General features: G+C 71.2%; 15 protein-coding genes and 8 pseudogenes. 8 read left to right on the forward strand and 15 right to left on the reverse strand.

Annotation, left to right across the window (positions count from 1 at the left end; all coding sequences use genetic code 11):
* Positions 1–88: 88 nt before the first annotated feature.
* From LP418_RS08835 to LP418_RS32885, 9 genes and pseudogenes are all read right to left on the reverse strand, one after another.
* Positions 89–1,737: pseudogene (locus LP418_RS08835) on the reverse strand (uroporphyrinogen-III synthase).
* Positions 1,734–3,036 (reverse strand): annotated as a pseudogene (gene hemC, locus LP418_RS32870) (hydroxymethylbilane synthase). The pseudogenes LP418_RS08835 and hemC overlap by 4 nt, the downstream one beginning before the upstream one ends.
* A 12-nt stretch (positions 3,037–3,048) precedes the next feature.
* A pseudogene (gene hemA, locus LP418_RS08850) lies at positions 3,049–3,969 on the reverse strand (glutamyl-tRNA reductase); the annotation flags it as partial.
* Positions 3,966–4,656, reverse strand: a pseudogene (locus LP418_RS08855) (redox-sensing transcriptional repressor Rex). The pseudogenes LP418_RS08855 and hemA, both read right to left, overlap by 4 nt.
* A gap of 152 nt (positions 4,657–4,808) precedes the next feature.
* Positions 4,809–5,063 carry a glutaredoxin family protein gene (locus LP418_RS08860; protein ID WP_257956010.1) on the reverse strand — a complete coding sequence of 85 codons (255 nt, stop codon included), beginning with the start codon at positions 5,061–5,063 and terminating at the stop codon, positions 4,809–4,811.
* Positions 5,060–5,395: an AMP-binding enzyme gene (locus LP418_RS08865; protein WP_257956011.1), complete on the reverse strand. Its 336-nt coding sequence runs from the start codon at positions 5,393–5,395 to the stop codon at positions 5,060–5,062. The genes LP418_RS08860 and LP418_RS08865 overlap by 4 nt, the downstream gene beginning before the upstream one ends.
* 168 nt (positions 5,396–5,563) lie before the next feature.
* Positions 5,564–5,611 (reverse strand): annotated as a pseudogene (locus LP418_RS32875) (hypothetical protein); the annotation flags it as partial.
* A 103-nt stretch (positions 5,612–5,714) separates the two neighbouring features.
* Positions 5,715–6,197 (reverse strand): annotated as a pseudogene (locus LP418_RS32880) (AMP-binding protein); the annotation flags it as partial.
* A gap of 205 nt (positions 6,198–6,402) precedes the next feature.
* Positions 6,403–6,672: pseudogene (locus LP418_RS32885) on the reverse strand (AMP-binding protein); the annotation flags it as partial.
* A 61-nt stretch (positions 6,673–6,733) separates the two neighbouring features.
* Between LP418_RS32885 and LP418_RS30575 the strand changes: the two are divergent.
* The 6 genes from LP418_RS30575 (at position 6,734) to LP418_RS08900 (ending at position 9,801) form a co-directional block, all read left to right on the forward strand.
* Entirely contained in the window at positions 6,734–7,333 is a 600-nt protein-coding gene (locus tag LP418_RS30575) for an HAD family hydrolase (RefSeq protein WP_336275945.1), read from the forward strand.
* Positions 7,221–7,616: an HAD family hydrolase gene (locus LP418_RS30580; RefSeq protein WP_336276045.1), complete on the forward strand. Its 396-nt coding sequence runs from the start codon at positions 7,221–7,223 to the stop codon at positions 7,614–7,616. The genes LP418_RS30575 and LP418_RS30580 overlap by 113 nt, the downstream gene beginning before the upstream one ends.
* Before the next feature lie 133 nt (positions 7,617–7,749).
* Positions 7,750–8,487, forward strand: coding sequence for a sigma-70 family RNA polymerase sigma factor (locus tag LP418_RS08885; RefSeq protein ID WP_257956013.1), 738 nt, complete (start codon positions 7,750–7,752; stop codon positions 8,485–8,487).
* A 444-nt stretch (positions 8,488–8,931) separates the two neighbouring features.
* The gene (locus tag LP418_RS08890) at positions 8,932–9,384 is read left to right on the forward strand and encodes a DUF5667 domain-containing protein (RefSeq protein ID WP_257956014.1); all 453 of its coding nucleotides are present in this window, start codon (positions 8,932–8,934) and stop codon (positions 9,382–9,384) included.
* Complete coding sequence (locus LP418_RS08895) at positions 9,381–9,665, forward strand: hypothetical protein (protein WP_257956015.1); 285 nt, start codon at positions 9,381–9,383, stop codon at positions 9,663–9,665. The genes LP418_RS08890 and LP418_RS08895 overlap by 4 nt, the downstream gene beginning before the upstream one ends.
* Positions 9,628–9,801 carry a hypothetical protein gene (locus tag LP418_RS08900; protein ID WP_257956016.1) on the forward strand — a complete coding sequence of 58 codons (174 nt, stop codon included), beginning with the start codon at positions 9,628–9,630 and terminating at the stop codon, positions 9,799–9,801. The genes LP418_RS08895 and LP418_RS08900 overlap by 38 nt, the downstream gene beginning before the upstream one ends.
* Positions 9,802–9,815: 14 nt before the next feature.
* Here LP418_RS08900 and LP418_RS08905 read toward each other — a convergent pair whose 3' ends face one another.
* The 6 genes and pseudogenes from LP418_RS08905 to LP418_RS08930 all read right to left on the reverse strand — a co-directional run bounded on the left by LP418_RS08905 (position 9,816) and on the right by LP418_RS08930 (position 13,532).
* Complete coding sequence (locus LP418_RS08905; RefSeq protein ID WP_257956017.1) at positions 9,816–10,463, reverse strand: hypothetical protein; 648 nt, start codon at positions 10,461–10,463, stop codon at positions 9,816–9,818.
* 159 nt (positions 10,464–10,622) lie between these two features.
* Entirely contained in the window at positions 10,623–10,934 is a 312-nt protein-coding gene (locus tag LP418_RS08910; RefSeq protein ID WP_257956018.1) for a hypothetical protein, read from the reverse strand.
* A gap of 33 nt (positions 10,935–10,967) precedes the next feature.
* Positions 10,968–11,834: an NAD-dependent epimerase/dehydratase family protein gene (locus tag LP418_RS08915; RefSeq protein ID WP_257956019.1), complete on the reverse strand. Its 867-nt coding sequence runs from the start codon at positions 11,832–11,834 to the stop codon at positions 10,968–10,970.
* Between the two features lie 145 nt (positions 11,835–11,979).
* Positions 11,980–12,080: pseudogene (locus LP418_RS08920) on the reverse strand (30S ribosomal protein bS22).
* A 136-nt stretch (positions 12,081–12,216) separates the two neighbouring features.
* A complete protein-coding gene (locus LP418_RS08925) occupies positions 12,217–12,399 on the reverse strand; it encodes a helix-turn-helix domain-containing protein (protein ID WP_257956020.1) in 183 nt (60 codons plus the stop codon).
* Complete coding sequence (locus LP418_RS08930) at positions 12,378–13,532, reverse strand: acetoin utilization protein AcuC (RefSeq protein WP_336275946.1); 1,155 nt, start codon at positions 13,530–13,532, stop codon at positions 12,378–12,380. Before LP418_RS08930 ends, LP418_RS08925 begins: the two co-directional genes overlap by 22 nt.
* 38 nt (positions 13,533–13,570) lie before the next feature.
* On the opposite strand from LP418_RS08930, the gene LP418_RS30585 reads away from it, so the two are divergent.
* Together LP418_RS30585 and LP418_RS08935 are read left to right on the forward strand one after the other, a co-directional pair.
* Positions 13,571–13,798 (forward strand): hypothetical protein, encoded by a 228-nt coding sequence (locus tag LP418_RS30585; RefSeq protein ID WP_336275947.1) that lies wholly within the window; start codon positions 13,571–13,573, stop codon positions 13,796–13,798.
* A gap of 33 nt (positions 13,799–13,831) precedes the next feature.
* A complete protein-coding gene (locus LP418_RS08935; RefSeq protein WP_257956021.1) occupies positions 13,832–14,005 on the forward strand; it encodes a hypothetical protein in 174 nt (57 codons plus the stop codon).
* Positions 14,006–14,014 lie beyond the last annotated feature (9 nt).

The raw sequence follows: 14,014 nt of genomic DNA on the forward strand, positions 1-14,014 counted from the left end.
AATGTGGCCTGTGCACCGCCGGGCGGGTCGGGCGACACTCGCCGAGTGAGCGGTGAGCCAGCCACAAGATCCACCGGGAAAATGTGGGTCACTCACCGCCACCCATGAACCTACTTCGCGCGCCCTTGCGACGGGCGGTGGGCTTGCGCTCGCTCGGCTTGGTGACGGGCTCGCCCGCCTCCAGCATGTCGACGCGACGGCTGGCACCGAAGTCGGCGAGGGCGTCCACGAGGACCTCCACGTCGGGCTTCGAGGCGAGTACGTCGACGCGCAGGCCGTGCTCCTCCGCTGTCTTCGCCGTGGCCGGCCCGATGACCGCGATGATCGTCGAGGGGTGCGGCTTGCCGGCGATGCCGACGAGGTTGCGCACGGTCGAGGACGAGGTGAAGACGACGGCGTCGAACTTGCCGCTCTTGATCGCGTCGCGGGTCTCCGCGGGCGGCGGGGTGGCGCGCACCGTGCGGTAGGCCGTGACGTCGTCGCACTCCCAGCCCAGGTCGATCAGGCCGGCGACGAGGTTCTCGGTGGCGATGTCGGCGCGCGGCAGGAAGACCCGGTTGATCGGGTCCAGCACGTCGTCGTACGGCGGCCAGTCGGCCAGCAGACCGGCAGCGGACTGCTCGCCCGTCGGCACGAGATCGGCGCGCAGGCCCCGGGCGGCGATGGCCTCGGCGGTCTTGTCACCGACGGCGGCGATCTTCAGGCCGGAGAACGCGCGGGCGTCCGGGCCGTACTCCTCGAACTTCTCGCGCACGGCCTTGACCGCGTTGACCGAGGTGAAGGCGATCCACTCGTAGCGGCCCTCGACGAGGCCGCGGACGGCCTTGTCCATCTGCAGCGGGTTGCGCGGCGGCTCGACGGAGATGGTCGGGACCTCCTCCGGCACGGCGCCGTACTCACGCACGCGGCGCGACAGCGAACCGGCCTGCTCCTTGGTGCGCGGCACCGGGATGCGCCAACCGAAGAGCGGCTTGGTCTCGAACCACGACAGGGTCTCGCGCAGGTCGACGACCTTGCCGATGACGGTGATCGCCGGCGGCGCGATGCGGGCGGCCCGGGCGTCAGCGGCGACGTCGGCCAGCGTGGAGGTGACGGTCGACTGCTCGGTGGTGGTGCCGACGCGGGTCATCGCGACCGGGGTCTCGGCGGGGCGACCCGCAGCGACGAGCGCGGTGGCGATCTCACCGATGGTGCCGACGGCCGACAGCAGGACGAGCGTGCGGTCGTCGGCGTACTGGCTCCAGTCGACCTTCGGGCCGCAGGTGACGACGGCCATCTCGCGGTGGTCCTTGGTGGTCAGCGGGATGCCGGCGTAGGCCGGGACCGCGGAGACCGACGAGACGCCGGGGACGATGTCGAAGCCGACGCCGGCCTTGACGCATGCCTGCGCCTCTTCGGGACCGGAGGCGTAGAGGAACGGGTCGCCGGTCATCAGGCGCACGACGCGGCTCTTCTTGCCGTGCTTGACCACGACCTTGGCACGCGCGGCGTGGGTCAGCGGCTGGCCGTCCTCGCCGAAGCCGCCGTCGACGAGCAACGGCCCGTCCTCGGTGAGGGTCAGCAGGGCCCGCACCGAGTCGACGTGCTCGGGCGACTCGGTGACGATCACTTCGGCGTCGCGCAGCAGCTCCACCGCGCGCACTGTCATGAGGCCGGGGTCGCCGGACCGCTGCCGACGAAGGAGACCCAGCCCTTGGTGGCGGTGGGGGTGGACTGGGCGCTCTGTGCTCGCGTCATGACTGCTTCCTCACTGGTGCTGCTTCCATCAAATCTGCGGCGCCGTCGGCGAGCATGTCGCTCGCGAGGCGGTGGCCGGTGGCGACGGCGTCGTCGACCCGGCCGGTGGCGCTCATCCGGATCGAAAGTGCGCCGTCCGGCGACAGGACGATCGCCCTGATCCACAGCTCGTCACCGTCGTCGCCCTCGACCACTTCGGCGAGTGCGCCGAGCGGTGCCGAGCAACCGGCCTCGAGGGTGGCGAGCACGGCGCGCTCCGCGGTGACCGCGGCCCGGGTGGCGTGGTCGTCGAGGACGGCGAGGTCTGCGACCGTGGTCGGTGTCGGACGCGCGGCACTCGATCGCCAGCGCACCCGGCCGGGGGCCGGGAGCATCTGCAGCGGGTCGAGCACCTCGGTGGCCTCGTCGACGCGACCGAGGCGGGCCAGCCCGGCGCGGGCGAGCAGCACGGCGTCGTAGTCACCGCTCGCGACCTTGCCGATGCGAGTGTCCACGTTGCCGCGGATCTCGACGACCTCGACGCCGAGCCCGAGGGCCTCGAGCTGGGCGGCGCGACGCGGCGAGCCGGTGCCGACGCGGCTGCCCACGGGCAGCTCGCCCGGGGTCAGGCCGTCGCGGGCGACGACGACGTCGCGCGGGTCTTCCCGGGTGGGTACGGCGACGAGGCTGATGCCCTCGGCCGGGGTCGTGGGCAGGTCCTTGAGCGAGTGGACGGCCACGTCCACCTCGCCCCGGAGCAGCGTCGCGCAGCGCGCTGACGAACACCCCGGTGCCGCCAATGGTGGCCAGCGGAGCGGTGTTGGTGTCGCCCTCGGTGGTGATCTCCACGAGCTCAACTTCACGCCCCGGGCGCTCGCGAATCAAGTCGGCGACGTGGCCGGACTGGGTGGTGGCGAGCAGGGACCGGCGGGTGCCGAGGCGGATGGCGGTGGTCACTGGCGTCCCTCCTCGGCCACGCCGGCCCGGGTGACCGCGTCGACGGCATCGGGGTCGAGCGCGAAGAGCTCGGCCAGCGCGGCGGCGTACGACACGGCGCCGGTCTCGTTGGCGAGCGCCTTGACGCGGACGGTCGGCTCGTGGAGGAGCTTGTCGGCGACGCGGCGCACGGTGTGCAGCACCTCGGCGCGGGTGGCGTCGTCGAGGTCGGGCAGCCGGGAGGCGAGCCGCTCCATCTCCGCGTCGACCACCGAGGTGGCCATCGAGCGGAGGGCGATGACGGTGGGGGTGACGCTGGCCCGGGTGGCGGGCCGACAGGAACGCGGCGATCTCCCGGGCGACGATCGCGCGCACCCCCTCCACCTCGCGGGCCGCGGAGGAGTCGCGGAGGTCCTCGGCGAGGGAGGCGAGGCCCACGAGGCTCACGCCATCGAGGGAGGCGACGGTCGGCTCGACGTCGTGCGGAAGGGCCGGGTCGATGATCGCCAGCGGCGTCTCGACGCCGACCCGGGCCGTCGCGAGGGCGTCGCGGGTGATCAGCACGCCGGAGGCACCGGTGCAGGAGACGACCACGTCGGCGTCGGCAAGGGCGGCGCTCAGGTCGACGAGCGGCAGCGACCGGGCGGCGTACTCCCGAGCCAGCCGTTCGGCGTTGTCGCTGCTGCGGTTGACGACGGAGATCTCGCTGGCACCGAGGCGGTGGACGGTCGAGATGGCGAGCGAGGCCATCGCTCCCGCACCGACGACCACGACGCGGCGACCGGCGACCGAGCCCGGGATCCGCTCGAGGGCGGCGGTGACGAGTGAGGGCGCGGCGCGGTCGATGTCGGTCTCGGCGTGCGAGCGCTTGCCGACGCGCAGCGCCTGCTGGAAGAGCACGTTGAGGGCGGGTCCGACGGAGCCGAGCTCCCGGCCCATCCGCAGCGCCTCGCGGGTCTGGCCGAGGATCTGCCCCTCGCCGACGACCATCGAGTCGAGGCCGGAGGCGACGTTGAAGAGGTGGGAGACCGCGCCGTCGTCGTAGTGGACGTAGAGGTGCGGGATGAGCGCCTCGGTCGACTCACCGGCGCGCTCGACCGGGAGTCGCGACACCTCTTCCACGCTGCCGTGGAAGCGGTCGACATCGGCGTACACCTCGAGGCGGTTGCACGTGGAGATCACGGTCGCCTCACCGACGTGCTCGCTGCCCATCAGGTCGTCGACCAGCTTGGTGACGCCGGGCGCGTCGAGCGCCAGCTTCTCGAGCAGCGCGACCGGAGCCGACTTGTGGGAGACCCCCACGACCAGAACGCTCATGCGGAGTCCTCCGTGACGTCGGCGGCCGGGCTCGCCGCGGCCTTGCGCTGCACGTGGTAGGCGAGGATCTGCAGCTCGATCGACAGGTCGACCTTGCGTACGTCGACGCCGTCGGGCACCGAGAGAACGGTCGGCGCGAAGTTGAGGATGCTGGTGACACCGGCCTCGACCATCCGGTCGGCGACGTCCTGCGCGGCCGGGGCCGGGGTGGCGATGACGCCGATCGCGACGCCGTGCTCGACGACGATCGCCTCGAGCTCACTGAAGGGGCGTACGTCGACGCCGGCAACGACCTCGTCGTGCCGGTCGGGATCGGCGTCGAGCAGTGCGACGACGCGGAAGCCGCGGCTGCGGAAGCCGGAGGTAGTTGGCGAGCGCGTGGCCGAGGTTTCCGATGCCGACGATGACGACCGGCCAGTCCCGGGTCACGCCGATCTCGCGGGCGATCTGGTAGCGGAGGTATTCCACGTCGTAGCCGACGCCGCGGGTGCCGTAGCTGCCGAGGTAGGAGAGGTCCTTGCGGAGCTTGGCGGAGTTGACGCCGGCCGCGGCCGCGAGCTCCTCGGAGGAGCAGGTCTCGATGTCCTGCTCGGCAAGCGTGATCAGGGCACGTAGATAGACGGGTAGCCGAGCGACAGTGGCCTCGGGAATGTCCCGGGCGTGGTCGTTGGACGTCCGTGCACTCACTGCATCTTCTCTCCAGTCGGCTCGATCCCGGGTGTGGGAAACCCGTGTGAGGTCGAGCCGGCGCGATCACTGTAAGAGTTTGTGAACGGGAGAACAAACTGAGCGATGGCGCAGGGCTAGCACATGTGAGATGACCCACCGCACGCGGGGCCTCAGGCGCGGAGAGCCGCACGCAGCCGCTGGGGATCGACCCGCCAGAAGTCGTGCTGTCGTCCGTCGACGAACGTCACCGGCACCTCGTCGGTGAATCGGTCCTGCAGGGCCGGGTCGGTGTCGATGTCGACCTCGGAGAAGGACTCGCCCAGCTCGAGGCAGACGGCCTCGATGACGACCCGCGCCTCCGCGCACAGGTGGCAGCCCGCGCGGCTGTAGAGAGTGACGCGAGGCTCGACCCCGGGCTGGCTCACTCCAGCAGTCCCAGCTGGCGCCGGCGCTCGATCCCGCGCAGCCGACCCTTCTGCACCTTGCCGGTGACGGTGAGCGGCAGCTCGTCCACGACCTCGATCCGGCTCGGCTGCTTGAAGCGCGCCAACCGGGCGGCGGCGTGCTCACGGACCACGTCGGCGAGCCCGTCGCCCAGTCCGTCGGTGGGGTCGGCCTCCGCCACGACGTAGGCCACGACGGCCTCGCCCGTGACGTCGTCGGTGACCCCGATGACGGCCGCGTCACGGACCCCCGACACCTCGCGGATGACGTCCTCGACCTCGGAAGGATAGACGTTGAAGCCGCTGACGATCACCAGCTCCTTGACCCGGTCGACGAGGAAGAGGTCACCGGTCGCGTCGAGGAAGCCGACGTCCCCGGTCGGCCACCAGCCCTCGTCGCTCGGGCCGCCCGAGCCGTCGGGCCAGTAGCCGCTGAAGAGGTTGGCGCCCTTGATCTGGATCTCGCCCGGGTCCTCGCTCTCGATGAGGTGGTAGGTCTCGTCGACGAGGCGGATCTCGATGCCGGGCAGTGCGGCCCCGACAGAACCGTTCTGGAGCGCCTCGGCTGCACAGCGTGCTGGTCACGACCGGCGACGCCTCGGTGAGGCCGTAGCCCCGGTGGACCGGGATCGCGGTGAGTGCGGTGAACTCCTCGATCACCTCGGGCGGCAGCGGCGCGGAGCCGGAGAGCACGAGGCGGACGGGGCCCAGCCGGTCGGCCGGGTCCTCGACGCCGCGCCAGTGGGCGAAGACCGGCGGGGCGATCGGCAGCACACTGACCGCCTCGTCCTCGATCAGGTCGAGGACGGCGACGGGGTCCCAGTGCTCCACGAGCAGCAGCTTGGCGCGGAAGCGCAGGACGCTGCCGAGCACCGCGTTGAGGCCGTAGACGTGGAAGAGCGGCAGCACGCCGAGCACCACGTCGTCGCCGTGGATCATCTGCGGCTCGACCTCGCCGACTGGGTCGATGTTCGCGAGCAACGCGCGGTGGGTGAGCATCGCGGCGCGCGGGCGACCCGACGTGCCGCTGGTGTAGAGCAGGGCGGCCAGCTTCTCCGGGTCGCGCAGGGGCGGGATGTCGCGTGCCTCGGTGGCGAGCACGTCGGCGTACGCCACCTCGCCCTCGAGTGGCGCAGTGTCGATGACGACGATCCGCGGCCGGTGGGCGCGGCCGACGAGGTCGTCCTCGAGGTCGGTCTCGCCGCCGTCGAGAGCGGCGGTGACCTGCGCGCAGGCCGCGCGAACGGACTCCGAGGGACGACGGGTCGGCCACGACCAGCCGGGTGCCGGAGTCGGCGATCATCCGGGCCAGCTCGTCGGCGGTCGACCGCGGATTGACGGGTACGGCGACGACCTGCGCCCGCAGGACACCGAGGTAGCTCGTGACGAACTCGAGCCGGTTGCCGACCACGAGCATCACCCGGGCGCCGGCCGGGATCCCGAGGGAGCTCAGGCCGGTGGCGAACGACGCCACCTCCTCCTCGAGCTGCAGCCGGGTGCGGCCGCGACCGCCCGACTCGACCACTGCCAGTCGAGACGGCGCCTCCTCCGACGCACGGAGCACGAGGTCGGCGAGATCGGTCGGCAGCATGGGCCGATACTTCCACACGTACTACGCCTGCGCGCAGGCTTGCGCGGCTACGCTGACCGACGTGACGCCGCCTGAAAAACCCCGCCGACTGAACCTGCAGCAGCGCTCCACACTGGCCGGTGAAGCAGCAGCCGCGGCCGCCGAGGTGGAGACCGCGCTGGACATGCCGAGCGACGCCACCGGGGCCGCGTTCTTCGACGTCGACAACACGGTGATGCAGGGCGCGAGCATCTTCCACCTCGCCCGGGGGCTGCACCGGCGCAAGTTCTTCTCGACCCGCGACATCATCGGCGCCGCCCGGAAGCAGACCTACTTCCGCGTGGTCGGCGTCGAGGACCCCGAGCACGTCGCCGAGGCCCGCAACTCCGCGCTGAGCTTCATCGCCGGGCACACCGTCCGGGAGCTCCGGGAGATCGGCGAAGAGGTCTTCGACGAGGGCATGCAGCACCGCATCTGGCCGGGCACCCGCGCCCTCGCCCAGCTGCACCTCGACCCGGGGCCAGCGGGTCTGGCTGGTCACGGCCGCCCCCATCGAGATCGCCTCGATCATCGCCCGTCGGCTCGGGCTCACCGGCGCGATGGGCACCGTCGCCGAGCACGAGGACGGCGTCTACACCGGCCGGCTCGTCGGCGACATGCTGCACGGCCCCGCGAAGGCTGAGGCGATCAAGGCGCTGGCCGCCCGCGAAGGCTCGGACCTGAGCCGCTGCTCGGCCTACTCCGACTCCTACAACGACCTGCCGATGCTCTCCATGGTCGGCACCCCGATCGCCATCAACCCCGACTCCAAGCTGCGCGCCCACGCGAAGGCGCAGGGGTGGCGGATCCGCGACTACCGCACCGGTCGCAAGGCCGCCCGGGCCGGCCTCGTGGTCGCGGCTGCGGCCGGCGGAGTGAGCGGTGCCGTGGCGGCCGGCGCGGCCGTGCGGGCGCGCCGACACTGAGACGCGGTTCACAACACTCGACTGCGCACTTACTCTGGAGTAGCGGTCAGGTCCACGACCGCACCCGGGAGGGGTTTCACGGACATGTGGCGCGACACGGACTTGTCGGCTGGGCTCGACGCTGCGGCGCGCCGTGGCACTGGCCCTGTCGCCGACCCTGCAGCCGTCCCTGACCCCGGCAACTGCCGCACCGCAGGGCCGACACTTCGCCGTACTCCTGTCCGAGGCGGCGACCTCACCGGCTGCAGGTCCCGGGGCCGGCGGTGGGGAGTACGGCGACGCCGACCGGGCCACGTCCTCGGAGGAGGACGAGGCGGACCGCAGCCGGCTGATCGCCCCGGTCGAGCTCGCACGCAGCGGCGACAAGGACGCCTTCGGCCTGCTCTACGACCACTACCAACCCTCGGTCTACCGATTCCTCTACTACCGCACCCGGTCCGCGACGCTGGCCGAGGACCTGACGGCCGACACGTTCTTCCGCGCGCTGCGCAGCATGAACAACTTCCGCTGGCAGGGGCGCGACTTCGGCGCTCGGTTGATGACGATCGCGCGCAACCTCACCACCGATCACTTCAAGGCCGGCCGCACCCGCCTCGAGATGACCACCGAGGACATGAGCCTGCACGACGACGTGACCGAGGGACCCGAGTCGGCGGTGCTCGCCGGGCTGACCAACGAGGTGCTCCTCAAGGCCCTCACCGAGCTGCCGACCGAGCAGCGCGAGTGCCTGATCATGCGCTTCCTGCAAGGCCTCAGCATTGCCGAGACGGCCCAGCCCCGGGGCCGCTCCGACGGCGCCGTCAAGCAGCTCCAGCTCCGCGGTGTGCGCAACCTCGCCAAGCTGATGCCCGAAGGGATGCGAGACCTATGACGACTGGTCCAGTCCAGCGCGTAACTTCCTTCCTCACCGCGTCGTTTGGCTCGATGGAGGGGCACCGACCGGCTGCCACAGGCGGCCAGCGAACCCAAGGACAACAGCAATGACAGGGCCTTTCTCGACGCGGCGACGTGCAGAGGAGTTCGACGCGGCGATCTCGCGTCCGCTCACCGAGCAGGATGCGAAGGATTTCGCTGCCCTGCTCGCCCTCGTGCGCGACCTGCGAGCGATGCCGCAGCCCACGCCACGATCCGACTTCGTCTCCGACCTGCGGGTGCGCCTGATGGCGGAGGCCGACACGGCGCTGCTGCCGCAGGCCGCCCGTCCGCTCACCGCCACCGAGCAGCGGCTCATGCTCCCCGTCCGGTCCTACCGCCGCGACCGCCGGCTGGCCTGGCGGTCCTCGGGACAGCGGCCCTCCCGGGCGCCACCACCTCGATGGCCGTCGCCGCCCAGACCGCACTGCCGGGCGAGTCGCTCTACCCCGTCAAGCGGGCCATCGAGGAGGCGCAGACCGGCATCGCGCGCGACGACGCCACCCGGGGCCGGGCCCTCCTCGCCAACGCGCGTGGTCGGCTCGACGAGGTCCGCGACCTCACCGAGCGCGGCAACCCGGCCAGCATCAGTGCCGTCGACGCCACCCTCAAGACCTTCATCGACCGGGCCGGCGATGCCTCGGACGCGCTGCTTGCGGCGTACGCCGAAACCGGCGACGAAGCCCTGATCACGGAGCTCCGCTCGTTCACGGCTTCGAGCATGGACCGCCTCTCCGAGCTGGAGTCAGAGGTGCCCGAGTCGGCGCGCGGGGAGCCCGGTCGAGGCCGGGGAGTCCCCCGGCCGGCATCGACCGCCGGGCCAGCGTGGCCTGCCCGGTCTGCGGTGGCTCCGTGACGTCGATCCCGCCCAACCTGCTCTCCGCGGGCAATGCGTCGTCCAGCGTGACGACGGTGATCGTCGCCGCGAGCCAGAACCCCGGCCTGCTCGAGCCGGTCGAGCCGGTCGTGCCCGAGCCCACCAAGCCCGACCCGGTCTCCGGGCAGGGAGACCGACAACCTCAAGGTGCCCGACCTCGCGGTGCCCACCCCGACTCCCACGGCCACCGCGTCGCCGACGCCGACCGTTCCCAAGGTCGACGTGAAGAAGCCGGTCAACGACGTCACCCGGGCTGCTGACCGGCGACCTGTCGACGGCCCTCGGCGGGCTCCCGGTCACCGACCGGTGCTCACCGACGTGGGCACCACGCTCGACGGCACCGTCGACGGGGTGCAGGGAACGGTCGACGGGGTCACCGACCCCGTGCTCCCCTGACGGCCACTGCAGGGTCAGCGGAAGACGTTCTGCCGTTCGCGCAGGAGGGTGTAGAGGGTCTGCTGGATCGTCTCGCGCACCCGGTCGGTGACGTTGAAGACCAGCATCGGGTCGTCGGCCTCGACCGCGTCGTAGGCGTCCGTGCGGATCGGCTCGCCGAACTCGAGCAGCCACTTGGACGGCAGCGGCACCGGGGCCGAGCGGTCCGAGCAGCGGGAAGAACGGCGTGATCGGGATGTAGGGGACTCCCAGCAACCGCGCCAGTGACGGGATGTTGCCGACGAGGGGATAGATCTCCTCGGCGCCGACGACCGACAGCGGGATGATCGGCACACCGGTGCGCAGCGCGGCCGAGACGAAGCCACCACGACCGAAGCGCTGCAGCTTGTAGCGCTCGCTGAACGGCTTGCCGATGCCCTTGAAGCCCTCGGGCCAGACGCCCACGAGCTCGCCACCCGACAGCATGCGCTCGGCGTCCTCGCTGCAGGCCGGGGTCGCGCCGCCCTTGCAGGGCCGGGGTGCTGACAACGGGCAGCTTGAAGACCGGTGTCGGCGCCGAGGGGGCGCAGGAACCGGCCGGTCTCGTCGTGGATCTTGAGCATCGTCATCAGGCCGTCGACGGGCACGGTGCCGGAGTGGTTGGACACGACCGGGGGCGCCACCGGTGGCCGGGATGTTCTCGACGCCGCGGACCTCGACCCGGAACCACTTCTCGGCGATCGGGCGCAGCGCGGCCAGCATGAACCGCTCAGTGATCTCGGCGTCGAAGCCGTATTCGTCGACGACGTATTCACCCGAGAGGCGACGGCGCATGAAGGCCATCATCTCGGCCGGGCGCGCTCCCACTGGTCGCCGAAGACCTCGACCGACGCGCCCCGGAAGGCGGAGAGCCAGTCGCCGATCGGCACGCCGGCCAGCGGGTGACGCTCCTCGCTGGTGGCGGCCGGACGGGACTCGGGCTCGGTGGCGGGCGTCTCGGGCACGGCCGGCTTGCGGGCCGCCGGCTTGCGCAGGGCCGCCGCCTTCTTCGCGGACTGCTTGGCGGGGCCGGCCGGAGCTGCGCGCGGCCGAGGACGGGCGGTCGCGACCGGTGCCGCGACCGGGGCGGCCGCTGGTGCCGATCGGGATGACACGGGCGTCGGAGTCGCGCGTCGGAGTTGATGGCGTCAGACACGGGCCTCACCCTTCGGAGCAGGAACCAGTGTGTTGTCGCTGAGAGGCACACCGAGCGAGACGCCGAAGTCGGCGAAGGCGCTCGCGGTGGTGAAGCGGGGCTCGAAGCCCAGCACCTCGCGCATCCGCGTCGTGTCGACCCCGCGACCGTAGGTCAGGAAGCCGAGCTGCTCCGGCGAGAAGTCGGCGACCCGGGCCCGGCGCAGGACCGAGCCGAGGCGGCCGAGCGCGAAGGGCGGCAACGAGACGGTCGACTTGTTCAGGCGACGGATCGCCTGCGAGAGCATCAGCATGCCGTCGCCGGCGACGTTGAACGTGCCGGGGACATCGGAGACAGCCGCGTGCCTCAGCACGTCGAGCAGGTCGTCCTCGTGCAGGAACTGCAACCGCGGGTCGAAGCCGAGCACCCGCGGGACCACCGGCAGCCGGAAGTAGCTGGTGATGGGGCTGACGACGTGCGGGCCGATCACGTTGGCCGCGCGGATCGTGGTGACGTTGACGTCGGGACGCCGACGCGCGAAGCCGCGGACGTAACCCTCGACCTCGTAGACGTCCTTGGCGTAGCCGGAGCCGGGAACCCGCTTGGGTCCCATCTCCTCGGTGAACATCGCGGGGTCACGCGAGCTGGCGCCGTACATCGTGGTCGTCGACTTCACGACGAGGCTCTGCAGCGTCGGCGACTTCTGGCAGGCAGCCGGGAGCTGCATCGTGCCCATGACGTTGAGCTCTTTCATCGTGTTGCGACCGCCGGCCGTGCCGGGGGTCGCGATGACGCTCATGTGGACGACGGTGTCGACGTCCTCCTTGGCGAGCACCTTCGCGATGACGGGGCTGCGGATGTCGGCGCGCACGAACGACACCTCGCCGATGTCACCGCGGGGCGGGACGACATCGACGCCGATGACGCGATCTATGGACGGGTCGCTGGCGGCAGCGCGCGAAGCGGCGACCGATGTCCCGGGAGATCCCGGTGACCAGCACGACCCGTCCCATAGCGGCAGGGGCTTACTTGCCGAGCTTGCGACGCTGCACGCGCTCTTCTTGAGCAGCTTGCGGTGCTTCTTCTTGGCCATACGCTTGCGCCGCTTCTTGATGACAGAACCCACGAAAAAACCTTTCACGAACCTGCGCGCTCGCAAACCGATGCGGGCGCGGCGCACAGGCAGGTGCCCGCGCGACCCGCACAGCCTACTGGCCGCGCGGGAAGCGAGAATCGGTGTCCGCGGAGGGTCTGCGCCGAGCTCAGCCTGCGTTGTAGAAGCTCTTGCGCAGGTACTCGTTGACGTCGTGCTCGGTCACTCGGAACGAGCGGCCGACTCGGACGGCTGGCAGCTCCGCGTTGTGGACGAGTCGATAGACGGTCATCTTCGACACGCGCATCTTGGCGGCCACCTCGGCGATCGTCAGGAAGACGACGTCCGACATGTCTCCGAGCTGGTTGGGAGCCATTTGTGCACCATTCCTTCTGCGCAACGGCACCGGCTTCCCCCACCGGTGTCACAAGTTCGTGGCGCTCTTTTCGCAAAGATAGGGCCAATGTGACCTGTGGGGAAGGGTGTTACTAGAGAAACTTGTGGGACGTACGGCGTGTCGCGTTGATTACGGGTACGGGTCGAGCCCGTGGAGGGGAAATATCTCGGTCCGCGTGGCCATGATCGCCCGGTCCAGCCGAGGTCTCGGGGTCGTAGCCGCCCGACCAGTCGCGATAGGCGGGGTTGCGGCCGTCGGTGAGTCGGTGCGGCGCCGTACGACCCAAGGTCTCCTCGACGTGGGCACGCCGGGCGGCGGGCGTCTCGGTGGCGGGCGAGAGGGGCGCGCCGGCGACGATCGCGAGCAGGTGCGTCCGGGCACGCGGCACCACCTCGACCGGGGGCGTAGCCGCCACCGCCGGTGACGACCCACTTGCCGTCGCAGAGCTCGTGGGCGAGGTCGTGGAGGGCGAGGTAGGCGGCGCGCTGGCCGTCGACGCTGAGCATCAGGTGGGCAAGCGGGTCCTCCATGTGGGAGTCGCAGCCGTGCTGGGTGACCGGGACCTGAGGCTTCCACTCGCGCAGCAGTGGCGGGACGACGGCGTGGAAGGCGCGCAGCCAGCCACCGTCGGCAGTCCCCGGCGGCAGGGCGACGTTGACCGAGGTCCCTTCGGCCCCCTCGCCGCCGGTGTCCTGTGGGAAGCCGGTGCCCGGGAAGAGCATCTGGCCGGTCTCGTGCAGGGAGATCGTCAACACCCGCGGATCGTCGTAGAAGATCTTCTCGACGCCGTCGCCGTGGTGGACGTCGATGTCGACATAGGCGATGCGCTCGACGCCGCTGTCGAGCAGGAACTGGATCCCGACGGCGATGTCGTTGTAGATGCAGAAGCCGCTCGAGCGGTCGGCCATGGCGTGGTGCAGCCCGCCGACGATGTTGGCGCTGTGCAGCGACTCGCCGCTCAGCACCTGCCGGCAGGCCTCGACGGTCCCGCCGACGACGTGCGCCGCGGCGGTGTGCATGTCGGGGAAGACGGGGTTGTCGTCGCTGCCGAGGCCGTGGGCCGCGTCCTCGCCCCCCTCGATCCCCATGCGCGTGACGGCGTCGATGAGTCCCCCGGGTGTGCACCGTGGCGATCCGCTTCTCGTCGGCCATCGGCGCCGGCACCACGGTCAGTCCGGCCAGCACACCGAGCTCGTCGGCCGGGCGCATCGTGAGGTCTACCCGGATCGGGGACATCGGGTGCGACGGACCGAAGTTGTACTCCGTCAGCGCGGGGTCGAAGACGACCGACGCCGGTCCGGAGCAGTCCACCATGTCGCGCAGGCTACTCCGACGCGGCGGCAACCCCCGGTGAGCCACCGCTGGCCGGACGGTGTGGGATGGGCACATGCACGCGGTGATCTTCGACCTCGACGACACCCCCGGTCGACCACACCTCGGCCGCCCGGACGGCCAGCATCGAGTGGGGTCGGGCCAACGGACTGGCCGGCAGCGACGAGGAGATCGCGCTCACACGGTCGGCGATCGCAACCCCGCACTACCGCGCCTACCAGCTGCGTGAGCTCACCTT

This window comes from Nocardioides sp. B-3 (assembly GCF_024703895.1).
Lineage (GTDB): Bacteria > Actinomycetota > Actinomycetes > Propionibacteriales > Nocardioidaceae > Nocardioides.